The following is a 16,544-nucleotide window of genomic DNA, read 5'->3' as shown; positions in this document are numbered from 1 at the left end:
CTGCGGACGGAGACGGTGAGGAGTGCGGCCGCGGTGGTCGATCACGCCGTGCCGTGCTTGCGGAAGGAGGTGTCGTCGGTGGCCAGTGCCCAGATCACGACGATCGAGATGGCCATCGAGAAGAGTGCCCACCAGGGGTGATACGGCAGGAAGAGGAACTGGGCGACCGTGTTCAGGACGGCCAGCGTGATGCCGCCCATCCGCCCCCACTCAGAGCCCATGAGGATTCCGGTTCCGGCGAGGCCGACGAGGATGCCGAGGACGACGTGGGTCCAGCCCCAGCTGGTCAGATTGAACTCGAAGACGTAGTCGCCGACGCGGGCGTAGACATCGTCCTTGGCGATGGCGGCGATGCCCTGGAGGATGTCCAGGATACCGATGACCACCATGAGGACACCGGCGAACAGGGTTCCGCCTGCGGCCCCTCTGGCGCTTGCGTCGGCGCGGGGCGGGCGGGGTGCGGTGTTCTGGCTCATGGGGTCATCGTCCGGCCGTCGCTCCGGGAGCGATCGTTCAACTACTCCGAACGGGTGAACAGGTCGTTGCGGTGAAAACCTGCCGGGCCCCGGCTGCTGTGCAAGGGCCCGGCGGGTCGGTCACCGCCGCGGTGGCGTCGGCGTCACCGTCAGTTGACGGTCCACCGCTGAAGCGACGTACCGGTGTCCGGCTGCTGGGTGACGAGGGCTCCGTCGGCGGCGGAGGCGGTGGTCAGCAGCAGCCCGCTCGCCGCGGAGGCGACGGTGTAGGTGCCGGCGGCCTGACGGACGATGTTCCAGCGCTGGTTGGCGCCCTTGGTGCAGGTCCACTGGATGATGCGGGCACCGGCGCCGGTCGAGCCGCTCTCGACGTCGGCGCACAGCCCGGACTCGCTGTTCTTGAGTTCGTAGGTCCCGTCCGTCTGCCGGGTGAAGCTCCATTTCTGGTTGAGACCGCCGGTCGGCGCCCAGGTGATGAGCCGGGTGCCGGCGGTGGTGCTGTGGTCGGGGTTGTCGAGTGCCTTGCCCGCTGCGGTGAGGGTGTGGACCCCGTCGAGGGAGGCCGTGACGGTCCAGGTGAACGTGGTCGTGCCGGTGGCGCTGCCGGAGGACGCGGTGACGGTGACCGTGGACGTGCCCGCCGCGGTGGGAGTGCCGGTGATCAGTCCGCCGGTGCTGATGCTCAGACCGGCGGGAAGGCCGGTGGCGGTGAAGGTCAGGGGCTTGCCCGCGGAGTCGGCGGCTTCCAGCTGGAGGGAGACGGGCTGGTTCGGAGTGGTCGTCCGGTCGCCCGGATGGGTGACCGTCACCGTCTCGGGGACCTGAGCGGTCGGGGTCAGGGTGAGGGTCTGCTCACCCGCCGTCCGGGTGCCGCCGACCGCGTTGCCCGTGGTGTTGCTCCAACTGCGGGTGGGCGTGGTCTCGGCGAGGCGGCCGGAGTCGGCGGAGAGGCCGATGACGAGGCCGCTGTAGCGGTTGACGATCTTGTACGTGCCGGTGGCGGTGCCGTCGGCCGGCGAGGTGCCCCGTACGACGAACCACTGCTGTCCGACGGTGGGACCGCCGGTCGGGGCGGCCGTGACGGTCGGCCTGGTGCCCCAGGCCCGTGTGGCCGTGGAGGTGGCGCTCACGCCGAGGAGCCCGCCGGAGGCGGAGTTGGCGATGCGGTACGAGCCGTCCCCGTTCGGGGTGAAGGTCCACGACTCGAGACCGGAACCGGTGGCGGCGGCGAGGGAGGTGGTGGCCGAACCGCCGGAGACCTGGGCCAGGACGCGGCCACCGGCGCTGGTGATGCGGTACGCCCTGGTCGTGTCGACGGGGGCCGCGGGCTCGGTGGTGCCGATCGTCAGGTTGACGTACTCGCTGCTGGTTCCGTTGGAACAGCCGAAGGAGCAGTAAGAGCGGAAGTCCTTGCCGACGATCCCGGAGCTGGTCTTGTTGCCGCTGTCGAGGAACCAGCGGTACCAGGACGCGTTCTTGTAGCTGCCGGTGTCGCCGAGGCGGAACCACTTCTGGGTGGCCAGGTTGTCGGTGGCGTAGATCTCCTGGGAGGCGTTGCCGCTCTGGTCGACCGCCTGGGGCTGTCCGATGTACAGACCGAGATGGGCGTTGTACGTGATGTCCATGACGAACAACGGGGACGTCGGGGGCGTCAGGCCGGCGGCCACCTGCTGGCTCACGGTGCCGCTGCTGGCCGGGTTGTACTCCTTCGACGGCGGGGTGTAGCCCGTCGTGCTGCCGGAGCCGACCGGGACCATGGTGCTCTCGCGGCCTCCCACGCCGGGCTCGGACCAGGCGCCGTCGTACCACTTCTGCCAGGAGCCGGGCGCCATCTTCGACGCGATCGGAGCTCGGGCGACGTGCCCGTAGAACGCGGCCCAGCCACCGCCCTTGTTCACGATCCGGGAGCCGTAGAAGGCGTAGAAGTAGCCGGACGCCGTGTCGACGAACAGGCGCTGGTCACCGGTGCCGTAGTGGTAGGTCTGCTGCGGGAAGGCGGCGGTGTCGCCGCGCCTGGTGCTGTAGTGCGAGGTGATGACGTGGTCCTTGATGGTCCACGTACGTCCCTGGTCCCTGGAGACCGCGTAGTCGATGCCGTCGTAGTGGACGCCGTCGCCGAAGGGCTGCGGGGTGAACTCGTTGTGCACGAGTCCGTACCAGTCGCCGGTGTCCGGGTCGACCCACACACCGGCGAGGTCGCAGTAGTTGCGGTGCGCGTACGAACCGGTGGAGGGCGCCTGGGTGGACTCCACGCCTGTCGGGCTGTTGTTGCAGCGCCACGTGGTGTCGTTGTTGCGGTCGTTGGAGTTGGCCGGGTTCACCGCGTCACTGATGGCGCCGGACCGGGTGGCGGTGTCGAGGTTCGTCCCGGTGTAGAAGGTCCACTTGCGGGGGTCGCTCGCGCCGTACAGGGCGTGCGCCTGCTGGAAGTAGAAGGTCCCGTCCTTGTCGATGTACGTGCCGGCGGGGGTGTCGTCGGGGTGGGTCCACGAGCCCCTGGCACCGACGGTGACGGTGTAGGCGGCGGCGCCGGGTTCCGCGGCCGCCGACGCCATGGGCGTCGCCAGCGTGCTGCCGCCGGTGACGACCAGTGCGGCGGCGACGAGTGCCGCGGCCAGTCTGCTGCGAGGAGTGCGCATGGTTCTCCCTGATCGGAGGAGCCGCGAGGGGGAGGGCTCCTTGACGGTCCGGCGTCCTCGGGGACGGCGGACGAACTGACGGGCGGCGGCACGGCCGGCTGTTCGGGGTGGGGGTGGGATGCCGGGACCGTCGGACCGCGCCGAGGTACATGCCGCTCCCGGCGTGAACGTGCGGGGCGGCACTCAGAGTGCTCGCACCCGCGTCACGGCTCATAGGGACGAATCACCACGGCGCTTGGACTTTCCGTCGGGACGCCGAGTTGCCGCCTGGTGCGTCATCGCGCCGGCATCGGCCCGAGCGGGGGCGGCGCGGCACGTGCCGGTGGAGCACGTTCACCGCTGGGCCCCTACGGGGCACGCCGCGGGCCGGCCCGGCTTCCGGCCTGCCCGGCAGGCGGACGCCCTGTCGTAACGGCTCTGTGGTAGACCGCCGGCCTTCGACCGCGACACCTACAAGCACCGCAACACCGTTGAGCGGTGCATCAACAAGCTCGAACAGTGGCGCGGCCTGGCCACCCGCTACGACAAGACCGCCACCATCCACCTCGCAGGACTCCACATCGCCGCCGTCTTCATCTGGTCGGCACGGTGATCCGAAAGAAGGTGCACGGCCGTCGGGCCGGACCGTCCTGAGGACGGTCCGGCCCGACGGATTCAGGTGGATCTACGAGATGACTGCCGGGTTCTTCCCCGGAAAGTCCGGCGGAAGGCCGTCAGGGTCCACCGTGCCTGTCACCAGCCCGGCGAGGTACTCGGTGAGCGTGCCGTCGTACGTCGCCCAGTACCCGTTCCGTGTCTCCACGACGACGGTCCAGGAGTCGGGGCCGTCAGGCCCGGTGCGCCAGTAGAAGTTGTCGCCGTCCGTCGAGTCGCCCCAGGGGATCAGCCCCCCGGGCTCCGGGTACGGGACGTACCCCTCGGTCATCCCTTCGTCATGCAGGTCTGCGAGCGACCGCAACAACTCCTTCGCCCCTCGCGCGAAGGCGACTTCCTCCCCGGGATCGGGAATTTGCAGGTTCAGGAAGTCGGCGATGAGGAACGCCGGGTACCGCTCGGCGAGCTCCATGAAGTCCTGGGGAAGGCCGGTTCCGAGCTCAGCGGAGACAGCAGCCCAGTTCAACGCCCTCGGCTGTGCCGACTTGATGGGGCCGAGAGCCGGAATGGCCTGTTCGAGTCTGTCGATTGTCAACACGTCACCTGCCGGTCCGGGATGTTCTTCACATTGACCGAGAAGAGCCTCGACTTCTTCTGCGTGAAGGCGTCCATCTGAATTGCTGTGGGTATGTTCTCGCGACCGTTCCCATATTCCAGTTTCCCGATGTAGAGGACCGGTTCAGATTTGAGGGTCTTCGCCATCCGATTCTCGCACTTCTTCATCTCGGGGTCGTTCATCTGCTTGAAGCCGGTGAAGATGTTCTCCTTGATCCAGTCGCCGTGGAACCTGTCACCGAGGATGTGACTCCGGTTGAAGACGACCGACTTGCTGTTCCGCGGGTTCTCGTAGACGTAGCCCGGGGGCTCCCAGGTCCCCTTGCGGGGGCCGCGTGAGTTCTTGGGCTTCAGGTCACTGGGACAGATGAGCGCGGCGACACCCGTCGCCGTCTCCCGGTCCTCACCCTCGATGGTCCTCGCCGTGACCGTGGGCATGTAGCGGAAGCGCTCGGACCTGTCCCGGTCGCAGGGGTTCTGGCCGCCGTTGGGCGCGCTGACTCCCGCGTCCGGGTTGTTGTACATCTCGGCGGCCTGTTCGGGAGTGAATCCGAAGGTCAGCATCATCTCCTGGAAGTCCTCCTGGGAGAACTGCTTCATGTACCCCGCGTCGAGCGTCCAGCGGGAGTCACCGGTGCCCCAGTCGAATTCGGGGCGCCGTGCGGGAGCCGGGTTGTTCGGGTTCTGGGCGATGATCTTGACGATGTTGACCACGGTCTTGCCGAGGCCACCACCGCCGGGTCCACGACCCTTGCCGGGCCCACGACCAGGGTCGGGGCCACGACCAGGGCCGGGGCCACGGCCACCACCGCAGTTCCGGGTGCACGCGCCCGAGGCCGCGTTGCCGCTGTAGGCCCAGTCGCCGAGCGTGCTGCGAGGGCCGACGTACGGGCCCGTGTAGACGCCCGTCGTCGCCCAGCTGCCGGTCGCGCTGGTCGTCATCGCCTTGTTTCGGACGTACTGGTCCGTGACCAGCGCGGTGCCCGTGACGGCCACGGTCCCGGCGACCCACCAGAGAGCGGTTTCCGCGCTGATGCCACCCGCCACCGCCAACACGGCGAGACAGGGCGGGCAGTGACCGGTCGGGTCGGTCTCGTTGAGGGGGCCGGCGTTGCCGTACGTGTAGCGGTTCGCCTGGACGGACGGGTTGGGGTCGATCTGCCAGGTGTCGCGGCTCGTGAAGCTGCCGATCCCGGGCTGGTACCAGCGGGAGGCCATGTTGACCTCGCCGGTGGAGGCGTCGGTCCAGCCGGACTGGTATCCCAGGGCGGGGTTCGCGCCGTTGGCGGCGGTCACCGTGCCGAAGGGGTCGTAGGCCCGGGAGGACGAGACCTCGGTGCCGTCTGCCGTGAGGCCGGCGACGAGGTCGGTGTGCTGGTCGGTGACCGCCAGGCGGCCCGAGCCGGCCGCTCCCGTCGTCGCGCTGGCGAGCAGCGTGCCGCCGGGGTTGCGGATGTAACTGCTCGTACCGTCCTTGACGAGGTTGTTGGTGGCGCCGTCGTAGGCGAAGGCGGCGCCTCCGTGGCTCAGGACCCGGTCGAGGGAGTCGTAGGTGAAGGTGCTGGTGCCGTTGGTGATCGTGCGTTCGAAGGCGTCCGTGGCGATCTGGCGGCTGCTGCCGCCCTCGGTCACGGTCTTCTCGGTGCCGCGGGCGCTGTAGGTGATGGTCTGGCCGCCCCACGTCTCCAGCCGGTTGCGGGAGTCGTAGGTGGCGGTGATGTCACCTCTCCTGGTCAGGTTGCCGGCCTTGTCCCACTCGAAGGCGGTCGTCGTGCCACCGACCGTCTCCGAGGTCATGCGGCCCGCGAGGTCGTAGCCGTAGGTCTCCACGGCCGCCCCGGCCGTGCCGGTGGCGCTCTTCTTCACCAGCCGGTCGTCGAGGTCGTACTCGTATGCCTGGCCCAGGACCTTTCCGCCCGTACCCAGCTTCGCGACGCTGTCGTCCACAAGTCGGCCCAGAGCGTCGTACGCGTACGAGCGCTTCGCGCCGATCGTCCACGTGCCGCCGGCGGCGGGACGTGCGTACTCCTCCGCGGTCGGTCGCCCGGCCGCGTCGTAGCCGCTGCGCAGCTGCGTGCCGGTGAGCGGATCGGTCGTGGTGCTGAGGCGTCCTGCCTGGTCGTAGGTGAAGCCCGTCGTGCCCGCGGCGTCGGTGCGGGAGGTCAGCAGACCGTCCGCGTCGTACGCGTAGGACGACGTTCCCGAGGGGCCGTCGGCGTTGAGGAGTTGACCGCGGTCGTTGTAACCGTAGGTGTTGCCCGCGAGGACTCCGTCGCCGCCGAGGCCCGTGACGCGGCCGGCGAGGTCGTACGACATGCTGCGCGGCTTGGTGGCCACGGCGGTTCCGGAGCCGGTCTCGGCAGTGAGGCGGCCCAGGGCGTCGTATGTCTTCTGACGCTTGACGTTGCCCGGCAGCAGCTCGGTGAGGAGCTGTCCCGCCGCGTCGTAGACGTTCGTCCAGGTGCGGACGTCCGGGTTCCAGTGCTGGGAGGTGGCCGGTTCGATCGTGGACTCGGGCAGGCCCCACGTATTGAACGTGTAGTACGTGGCCTTGCCGCGGCCGTCGGTCAGGCGCGTGCGGTTGCCCGCCGCGTCGTAGCCGAAGGTCGTGGTGATGGAGTCGGTGCCGGTGACCGGTTCGACCTGCTTGGTCATCCGGCCGAGGGCGTCGTAGGTGTAGGTCCGTCGAGCGCCGCCAGCGGAGACCGACGCGGTGACGTTTCCTTCCGCGTCGTACTCGGAGGACACGGAACGCAGGACCGTCGTTCCGGTGCCGTGGTCCGACACCGTCAGCGGCTTGCCGAGGACGTCGTATGTCGTGACGGTCTTGCGGCCCGTGGCGTCCGTGGACTCGGTCTTGCGCCCGAGGCCGTCGTAGGCAGACCTGGTGACGCCCCCGAGCGGACCGGTGGCGGTCAGGGCCTCACCCGCGGTGTTGTACGTCATCGCCGTCCGGCGGCCGCCGGGGGTCGTCCACTCGACCACGTTGCCCGCGTCGTCGAGGACGTAGCGGGTGACCAGGTGTTGCAGGGTCGGCTTGCGTTCGATCGTGGTGGAGGTGAGCTTGCGGCCCAGTTCGTCGTAGGTGGACTCGGTACGCGCTCCTGTCGGGTCGGTCGCGGAGAGCCGCAGACCGCTCGGGGTCGAGGTGTAGGTGGTGACGCCCCCGCCGGACAGCGCCGTGGAGGTGCCGCCGAAGGTGGTGGCGCCGGGGGCTTGGAGACCCTGGGCGCCGGCGATCGCCGGGTCCGTCTTGCTGACGAGGTTGCCCAGCTGGTCGTAGGCGTACGACGTTGTACGTCCGAGCGGGTCGGTGGTGGAAGCCGGCTTGCCGAGCCTGTCGTACGTCGTGCGCCTGACAGCGGTGATCGGCGTGGCCGCGCCCGGCGCGGTGTAGTCGGGCAGCGTGACGGCGACGGGACGGCCGAGCTTGTCGGTCTCCGTGCGGGTCACCAGGCCGCGTGCGTCACGGGTCTCGGTGACCTCGCCGAAGGTGTTGTAGCCGGACAAAGCCGTGGGCGAAGCCGCGGTGGCGGCAGCGCCGTTCTCCTCGACCTGCACCTGCGGCGCCGTCGCCTCGACCAGGCGGCCGAGCGCGTCGTAGCGGCTTGTGGCCGTGTTGCCGCGGGGGCTGACCTGAGTGAGAGCCAGTCCCCTCTGGTCGAAGGTGCCCGAGGTGACCCGGGTCCGGGTGCCGTCGGTGACGGTCGCCTTCTTCGTGTTGCCCGCCACGTCGTACTCGGTCGTGGAGGTGAGCTTCCTGCCGGAGCCGTCGATCGACTGCGTCTGCTCCGTGACCCTGTTGTCACCGTCGTAGGCGAACGTCGTCACGCGGTTGAGGCCGTTCGGGTCGAAGACGCTGCGCGTCGTCCGTCCGGTGGCGTCGACCGTGTCGACCGTCGTACGGCCGCCGCTCTCGGTCCGGGTGACCGCGTTGCCCGCGCCGTCGTACACCGTCGACTCCAGGACGATGTCCTTCGTGGAGCCGTTCGCCTGGGTGACCTGCTTCGCCGTCTTCGAGGCCTGGAGACCGTCGTCGTAGTAGGTGAAGGCGGTCGTGGCCCCCATCGCGTCGGTCGTCGAGGCCAGCCGGCCCGCCGGGTCGTACGCGTGGGAGACCAGGACCAGGTCACGGGACTGGCCGGACGGATCACCCGTCCAGCCCTTCAGGACCGACTCGGCCGGCAGCCCGCGCTTGGTGAACGCGTGCGTGACCACGTTGCCCGCGGGATCCGTCTCACGGATCACCCGGCCCAGCGCGTCATGGCCGAAGACCGACTCGTTGCCCGCCGCGTCCGTGACGCTCTCGTTCAGGCCGAGGGCGTTGTAACGGTAGGTGGTGGTGCGGGTGGCGTCGCCGCCGGTCGTGTCCTCCGTCGACTCGGTGAGCAGCTGCCCGTCGGCGTCGTACGTGCGGGAGACCTTCGCGGTGTGCGTGACACCCGTGATCTCGTTCTTGACCCCGGGTCCCGTCTCCGAGGAGACGCGTGACATGGCGTCATGGGTGAAGGTGCGGGTGACACCCGCCGGGTGGGCGTCGGAGACTTCGGTCTCCGTCAGCTTCCGGCCGATGGCGTCGTACGTGTACGACGTGACCAGCCCGCCGGGAGCCGTCGACTTCGCCACGTCACCGCTCGCGAAGTACGCGTAGGAGGTGGTGGCCCCGCCCGGGGTCCTCTGGGTGGCGACCAGCCCTCGCGGTGTGGTGCCGCCCCCCACGGCCGGCTCGGTGCCGGTCGTGTAGGTGGTGACGACCGCGCGCCCGTCCGCCAGCGTCACCGTGTCGGTCAGACCGAGCGTGGTGTACGAGGTGGTGGTCCGGTAGCGATTGTCGCCCGAGCCGGTGGAACGACCGTCACGGACGGCCACCTGCTTGCCGTTGCGCGGGTCCAGCGGGTCGGAGGCGTTGTGGTAGTACTCCGCGAACGAGGTCCAGCAGGAGTTCGCGTCCCGGCAGGTCGTGGTCGAGACGGTGTTCCCGCGCTCGTCGTGACCGGTGATGGTCGCGTGACCGTTGGGGTCGGTGACCGTGTGGAGGAAGCCACCGACGTCGTACGAGAAGGTCGTGACCCCGCCGTCCGCGTCCGTGGACGCCGTCGGGCGCTGGCCGCGGACCGCGTCGAAGGTACTGCTGGTCTTCGCGCCCGTCGGGTCGGTGACCGTGACGGTCGAGGTCAGCGAGGAACCCGAGGCGTGGGAACGCGCGCTGTAGTGCCGAGCGACCTGGTCGCCGCTGAGGGTGCGCGGGTAGACGGCGACCTCGTCGATGCGGCCGGTGAAGTACTGCACTCCGTCGCCCGGGGACGCGGGCCACCACTTGGTGTAGCCAGCGCCGATGTACGTGCGCTGGTTGGTCTCGTGCGTGACGGGAACGGTGGTGGTCTGGGCGACCTGCGCACCGTCGAGGTACAGCGTGTGGGTGGGCCCTTGCGCTGTCACGACAGCGTGGTGCCACTCGTTGTCGGTGACCGTGTTCGGCGAGGCGTTGGTCGCGCCGACACCACGGGTGAAGTACTGGCCGTGGAGCTTGTTGTCCGAGCCGACGTACAGGACCGGCGCGTAGGCGACGGCGTCCGGGAGCGGCTTCTCCTGGTCGCTGAAGAGCACGCCCGGCTTCGTGGTCTTGAACCACAGCTCGACCGACAGGTCGGTGTTCGGCAGGTGGCCGCCCACGAGCTCGGCGTACCCGTCACCCGAGAACTCCGCCGCGGCACCGTCGCCGGTCCCGAAGGCCCCGGTGGCACCGGGAGTCGCCTTGGTGTAGGTGCCGTGGGCACCGGCGGCGGCGACCTTGTTCAGGACGGTCGTGCCGCCGGTCTCGTTCAGCTGCCAGTAGCCGGAGGGGGCGTCCGCCATGACGGCGCCCTGGTACTGGTCCCCGCTGCCGGTGACCAGGCGGTTGCGCGCCTTGTAGTGGTCCGCGACGGTCTGCGCGTCCAGTTCCTTCGTGTAGAAGGCGGCCTCGTCGAGCCGGCCGTTGAAGTAGCGGGTGGCACGGGCCTGCCCGTCCCACTCCTCACTGGAGTAGCCACCGCCGAGGTAGGCGTGCGCGAGGGTCTCCGGCTTGACGACACCGGCCTTGGAACCGATCTTGGCGCCGTCGAGGTACAGCGACTGACCGGCCGGCCCGCCGGTGATGACGACGTGGTGCCACGCGTTGTCGGTGACCTTCACGCCACCCATGACCGGCCAGCCCGCGGACGGGCCGTCCCACAGGTGGCCGCGGAGCTTGCCCTCCCCGTCGACGAGGAGACTCGCGTTCCACATCGTCGGGGTGGTCCCGAGTTCGGCGTTCTGCAGGCCGAGCAGGACACCGCTGGGCTTGTCCGTCTTGAACCACAGCTCGACGGAGAGCGAGGAGGCCCCGCTGATCGACTCGGCCGGTACGGAGATCGCGCCCTTGGACCCGTCGAGGGTCACCGCGCCGTCGTCGCCGTCGAGGAAGGCGCCGACCCCACCGAGGGTGACCCCTTCACGGTAGGAGCCGTTGCCGCCGGCGGATATCTCGTCGACTGCCGCGGCGCCGCTGCTGTCACCCAGGCGCCAGTAGTTGACGGGGTTCGCGGTCCGGACGGCGTCCGAGTAGGCCTGGGAGCCCGACGCGTAGCGGGGCGCGGAGATCTGCCACACGCCGCCGCGCTCGTCGGTGACCTCGGTGGCCCGCTCGGTGTCGCTGTCGTACTCGACCCGTCCGCCTACGCGGCCCGAGGGCAGGGTGACCTTGGAGAGCTTCGAGGACCCGGCGCGGGCCGCGTGGTGTGCGCGCACGGAGCCCGCGTCGAGGGCGCGGTGGTAGACCGCGACCTCGTCCATCAGACCCTTGTAGTACCGGGTGCCGTAGGTGCCGGCGCCGTCCCACGTGTGGTCGGTGAAGCCGCCGCCGAGGTAGGTGTACGTCTTGACGGAGTGGCTGACGGGACCGGCGAGGGTGCCGACGGCCTGGCCGTCCAGGTAGAGCGTCTGACCGGTGCCGGTGCTGGTGAGCACGGCGTGGTGCCAGGCGTTGTCGGTGACGGTGGCCGTGGAGGTCATCGGGCTGAGGCCGCCATCGGCCTTCTCGAACGCTCCGCGCAGCTTGCCGGCCGAGTCGACGGCCAGCACGGGGTTGTAGACGTTGGGGTGCGTCGTGCCCAGCGGGTCGTCCTGGAAGCCGACGAGAACTCCGTTCGGAGTGTCCGTCTTGAACCACAGCTCCACCGACAGCACGGTCGAGGAGGCCAGGGTCGACTCCGGCAGCTCCACGGAGGAGTTCGTGCCGTTGAAGGAGGCGGCCTTGTTGCCCGTGCCGTTCAGGACCCCGGCGCCGCCGAGGGTGACATCACGGAAGTGCCCGGCGTTCATGCCGGTGCGGGAGACCGCCTCGCTCTGCGCGGCCTCGCCCTCGCTCTCGTTGAGCCGCCAGTAGGCCACCGGGTCGGCGTCCTGCACCATGCCCCGGTAGTGGGAGCCGCCGGTGTACTCGTACACCGTGCACGCGGTGGTGGACGACGGCGGGCAGACCGTGGTCAGCAGGTCGCCCTGGTAGGTGTACGACCAGACGAGAGCCGGTGCGGACGGACCGACGGCGTCGGTGGAGACGGAGGCGACGTGCGCGCCGCTCCACGTGAACCTCAGCGCCCGCTGCGACAGCGCGTCGGTGGCCTTGGTCAGCTTGCCACCGGTGTAGGCGAGCAGCTGCTCACGGTCGTGACCGTCCTTGATCCTGGTCAGCAGACCGGTCGCGTCGAAGGAGTACAGCGCCGCGGACGCGTCGCGCAGCGTCCAGCCGCCGCCCTCCACGGACGTCAGCACGCCCATCGAACCGGAGGGCGCGCTGTACGTGCCGTCGCTGTTCTTGCCGAAGCGGACCTGAGCACCGTTCGCGAGGGTGATCACGACGCTGCCGTCGGGTTCGGCGGCGGCCCGCATGTCCCAGCGGGTCGCCCAGCCGGCGCCGAAAGCACTGGTCCTGCGCGGGTCCTGCGAGTTGTACGTGCGGACGACCGCCAACTCGGGGCCGATGGTGGGCACGGAGGCGTCGGTGGCGGCGGTCACGTAGTTCCCGGACCGCTCGCCGAACGTCCTGCCGCTGTCGGCGCCGCCCAGGTGGGAGGTGATGACCGGCTGCGGGACCTGCGTGGTGAGGATCGAGGGCGCGGTCCGGGCCGACTGGTCCTTGCCGTCGTTGGCGTACGCGTACCAGGCGTAGGTCTTCGCCCAGCTCAGCCAGCCCGACGGAACGGTCCAGCTCGGCGAGGCCGCATGGGTGTTGCCCCTGCAGTTCTTCCGCGTGTCCTTCCCCTCGACCTCGCACACCTCGAACTGGTACGTCAGCCCGCTGGGGTACTTGTCATGGTCGGTGGCCGAGGCCCACAGCGTCGGATTGAGGGTGTCCACGAGCGTGCCGCTCGGCGGACTCGCCCCGGTGACGTACGGAACCGCGTTGGTGGCCTCCACGCGCATCGCCGCGGCGGGAACGCCCTGTGAGGCGAAGGAGTTGACCTGGTACTCGTCCATCGTCCAGGCGATCGAGTACGTACCGGGCGCGAGCGGAGCGATCCTGGCGTCCAGGGTGACCGAGGCACCCGGGGCCACGTCGAAGGGCATGTCGGTCCAACGGATCTTGGACCAGTAGTCCCCTCCGACAGGGTTGCCGTTGCCGTCGTACAGGTCGTAGCGCAGCTTGAAGTTGCTGTTCTTGGGCCAGGTCTGCTGACCCTGGTTGGTGACGGTGACCTTGAAGACGCCCTCGGAGGTGGCGGTGATGGGCGAGACGAAGTTGCCGAGCTGGTAGCTCGCGCCGTACTTGGTCCACGAGACATCGAGGCTGGGCACGCCGCTGCCGTCGTCCGAGTGGAACTGCTTCCAGCTCTTGGAGTCGTCCGTGGCCGCCTTGACCGCCAGGCCGTAGTTCGCCTTCCGGCCGTGCGTCCAGTCGTCGACGAGCTGACGCCCCTCGCCGCCGAGGGGGATGCTCTCCCACGCCGGGGCGCAGGACCACGTCTCGGTGCCGGTGGGACGCCAGCCGTGGGCGAAGCTCTTCGACCCGAGCGCAGGACCCGTGGCGGGACCGGGGAAGACGGAGGTGCTGCCTTCGGACCAGTTCGACGTGATCGGGTGAACGGTCACGGGGCGTGCGGTGCACGACTGGGACCAGGAGTTGTACAGCGCCAGGTTGGCACTGATCACCCAGGCGTTCTTCAGGCTTCCGGTGTTCAGTCCGTCGAAGCGCAGGAAGCTCGCGGCCTTGTGGCCACCGCCGTCGTACGTGCCGACCTTGAGCACGTCGGCACTGGAGAAGTTGGTGTTGTAGGGCGATTCGACATACGTGCCGGAGGTCGCCTTGACCCCGGTCACCGACGGGTCGACCCTGACGGGGTAGACCCGCTGGGGGTCCGCGAGCCATGTGCGGTCAAGGGAGACGACCAGCGTCTGACGGCCCCCGCGGCTCTCCAGGCGGTAGGTGACCCCGGAGGAGATGGCGCCTTCGGCGGCGTTCTCCGTGTGTCGGGAGTCCTCCATCCAACCTGCCGGCATGGCGGCCTGCTGCCGACCGGAGGCATCGGTGAAGGCGACGCCGCCGTGACCGTCCAGCTTGGCCGTGAGACCGCTCAGGACGAGGGGGAAGCGCCACTCGGTGGGAGCGGACTGGTCCTTGAGGACCAGCGTCTCCTTGACCGAGTCACTGCCCGCGACGAGCTGCACGTCCGCGGCGGGACGGACCTCCGGGTAGGTGATCGTGCTGCCTGTGGCCTCACCGATCGAGTGGGAGGCGCCCTCGATGGAGTATCCGAGCGACGCGGTGTCGCTCACGCCGAGACGTACCAGGGGCGCGGCGTCGGCGTACGCGCCCAGGGCGATCCTGTTCTCGGAGGACTTGGGCTGCCAGGCGGGAGTTGCGGCCGCTGCGCCGGGCGGCGCCACCGCGTTCCGGCTCTGGGTGAGCCGGGAGTCGATGCCCTTCCACTTCCCGTCCGGCCCACGGAAGTTGACCGGCTCGTTGTAGAACCGGGTGGTGTACGTCCCGTCCTTGTTCAGGAACGTGCGGGCCTGCCTGGTGCGCTCGGCGGGCAGCTCGGCGCTGGTCTTCGGGTCGAAACTCTTGCGCTGCGGCGTCGCGGGCGCGGCCACCTTGACGAACGGAGTCCTTGGCGGCGGCTTGGGACCACCGCCCAGCTTCTGGTACGAGGTGCCGCCGTCCGGCGGGAGTTCGCCCGGCGCCTTGAGCGCTCCGCTGCGTCCCCCTCCCGCCGTGGCGTCGGTGGCATCGCCGGAGGCGCTGTGGCCCCGCCCGCGCGCCGTTCCCCAGCCCTGCTCGGGCAGTTCGCCGGCTCCACGGCCGGTCTTTGCGGTGACCCAGTTGTCCACCGCGAGTGCAGCCTGTTCTGTACCTGCCAGAACGGCCATGACAAATGCCACCAGTAGTACCAGTGGTCGCGCTGTGCGCACGGACTTCCCCCACGTAGATGATCAGTGGGAATGTCCTACCGGCACGCACAGCTTACTCACAACATTCGGCTGAATCTCTCACACCGTCTCCGCAGCCTGAGGGGGAATTCAGCATCGAAAATCAGTGATGAATCGTCACATACTGGCCCCACCACCCTTACTGACGCGTGAGAAGAAACACGCAGGCTCCAGGAACTGTCACTTCCTGTGAGCCTGCGACACCGTGCAGGGCATCGCATTCAGCCACCGTGCGCGGGCTCAGCAGCCGTTGACTCCGACGAAGACCGCGGGCACGTGGCCACCTCCGGCGAAGGCCTGGTCCCGGCCGCCGCTTTCCTCTGCCGGGAGAGCCGGAGGCGGTGCACCTGGCCCTCTGCATCGGGCACGAGTGCCTCGCGATTGGCTGGTCGGACAGACCTTGTGCGGCCGGTCGGTCGAGAGTGTTCCCCTGTTCGACGGCACGAGCTCGTCGTGCGACGCCTGCGAAGCGGGACGGTGCCGATGAGGGCGCCGGCGGTGATGACGGACCAGTCCGTGGACCAGCCGGTGCCCAGGCCTGCGAGGGCGACCTGGACAGTGGGGTTGGTGGAGCGCTCATCCAAGTGCAGCTGAACGTGCTCAGTCCGGACTCATCCGGCTGACCGACGTGAGGGAGAGATGAGGCCCCTGGATGCGCTCCCCCTTTCGTTCAGAAGGTGCTGCCCAGTGCCGCACCCAGCTGCGGGTAGGTGGGTGCGAGGTGCCGCAGTCGCTCTGCTGCGGTCTGGTCGTCGCCGTGCACCAGCGGGTATTGCAGACTGCCCAGGATCCGGGCCTGGCTCTGCGCGATGGAGGCTGCGTGCGACAGCCCCAGCTCTTCCAGGCAGGCTGCCGCGTCGTTCAGACGGCGGGCTCCCACGCGGACACCGAACGCGGTGAGCAACGTGCGGGTAGCGGGGGGCGTGCCTTGGGCGACGATGTCGGCGAGCGTCTCGACGGCGGCGGCTCCTCCCAGTGATCCGGGCGGCATGGGCAGGTCGTCACGGCCGGCCAGCCACCGCCTGGCTCCCGGCAGCGACTGCCTCAGCGCGTCGATGGGAGTGACCCGACGATGGCGCACGAAGGCGGTCCGCAGCACGAACGGGGCGTCGATGTAACTGACCCCTTTCGCCTCCCAGGCGGAGAGGAAGGCTTGCGTGGGCAGCGTCGCGTACGGGTGTCCGTGAGGGTCGTGGAGTTCGACGCCATTCTGGTCGGCGGAGAGCACCACGACATAGTGATCACCGCCGTCGGAGTGCGGCGTGCCGGGCTGGTACAGCAGCAGACCCATGTCCACCGGCCCGACCAGGACCGGTCCCCGTGAACAGGCGGTCCGCAAGCGTTCCAGCGCCTCGGCCGGCGTGCCCCCGTCGCTGCGCTCACAGGTCCAGCCCAACAGTGCGATTGCCGCGTCGAGGCCGACCTCGGGGTCCCAGCCATAGGGATCGAACAACGGGAGGGAACCGGCGATGAGCTGTGCGCCGAACGGTGAGCCCGTCAGCGTCTCGATGACTGCGGTAGAGGGAGAGGCCCCACCCAGCATCATGGCCAGCGAGTTCGTGTAGCAGTAAGGACCGGAGCCGACGTAGGCACGCACGAGGAACCCTTCGTGGAAACAGAGGTGATCTTGCCGGCGGGCCGCCGGGCAGGTGCGACAGTCAACGCCCTCACACGGTGTGAGGATCAACTCCCCACTCATTCCTCACCCCTCCACCTGGCCCGGCGTCACGGGAGCGCGCGGCGACCAGACAGGCCCCTCGGGTTCACGCCTCGC

5 protein-coding genes and 2 pseudogenes are annotated in these 16,544 nt (G+C 69.4%); 1 reads left to right on the top strand and 6 read right to left on the bottom strand.

Annotated elements, in window-relative coordinates; all coding sequences use genetic code 11:
- Positions 1-41: 41 nt before the first annotated feature.
- Both IF00_RS0105870 and IF00_RS0105865 read right to left on the bottom strand, forming a co-directional pair.
- On the bottom strand, positions 42-476 hold the full coding sequence (locus IF00_RS0105870; protein ID WP_030314955.1) for a DUF7144 family membrane protein: 435 nt from the start codon (positions 474-476) through the stop codon (positions 42-44).
- A gap of 149 nt (positions 477-625) precedes the next feature.
- Complete coding sequence (locus tag IF00_RS0105865) at positions 626-3,115, bottom strand: RICIN domain-containing protein (protein WP_030314953.1); 2,490 nt, start codon at positions 3,113-3,115, stop codon at positions 626-628.
- Between the two features lie 421 nt (positions 3,116-3,536).
- On the opposite strand from IF00_RS0105865, the pseudogene IF00_RS43430 reads away from it, so the two are divergent.
- Positions 3,537-3,707 (top strand): annotated as a pseudogene (locus tag IF00_RS43430) (IS5/IS1182 family transposase); the annotation flags it as partial.
- Between the two features lie 72 nt (positions 3,708-3,779).
- On the opposite strand, the gene IF00_RS43425 reads toward IF00_RS43430, so the two are convergent.
- The 4 genes and pseudogenes from IF00_RS43425 to IF00_RS0105845 form a co-directional block, all read right to left on the bottom strand.
- Entirely contained in the window at positions 3,780-4,304 is a 525-nt protein-coding gene (locus tag IF00_RS43425; protein WP_158710432.1) for a hypothetical protein, read from the bottom strand.
- The gene (locus IF00_RS0105855; protein WP_078944558.1) at positions 4,301-14,710 is read right to left on the bottom strand and encodes a LamG-like jellyroll fold domain-containing protein; all 10,410 of its coding nucleotides are present in this window, start codon (positions 14,708-14,710) and stop codon (positions 4,301-4,303) included. Before IF00_RS0105855 ends, IF00_RS43425 begins: the two co-directional genes overlap by 4 nt.
- 527 nt (positions 14,711-15,237) lie before the next feature.
- Positions 15,238-15,336, bottom strand: a pseudogene (locus IF00_RS46780) (carbohydrate ABC transporter permease); the annotation flags it as partial.
- 104 nt (positions 15,337-15,440) lie between these two features.
- Entirely contained in the window at positions 15,441-16,367 is a 927-nt protein-coding gene (locus IF00_RS0105845; RefSeq protein ID WP_030314947.1) for a hypothetical protein, read from the bottom strand.
- Positions 16,368-16,544 lie beyond the last annotated feature (177 nt).

Origin of the sequence: Streptomyces flavochromogenes (assembly GCF_000717595.1) — a bacterium.
GTDB classification, from domain to species: domain Bacteria; phylum Actinomycetota; class Actinomycetes; order Streptomycetales; family Streptomycetaceae; genus Streptomyces; species Streptomyces flavochromogenes.
This window is presented reverse-complemented; position numbering and strand designations above follow the sequence as displayed.

Excerpts from the sequence above, each read along its gene's own strand:
- IF00_RS0105865 (WP_030314953.1), bottom strand. The coding sequence starts at position 3,115 with ATGCGCACTCCTCGCAGCAGACTGGCCGCGGCACTCGTCGCCGCCGCA.
- IF00_RS0105855 (WP_078944558.1), bottom strand. The coding sequence starts at position 14,710 with ATGGCCGTTCTGGCAGGTACAGAACAGGCTGCACTCGCGGTGGACAAC.
- IF00_RS0105870 (WP_030314955.1), bottom strand. The coding sequence starts at position 476 with ATGAGCCAGAACACCGCACCCCGCCCGCCCCGCGCCGACGCAAGCGCC.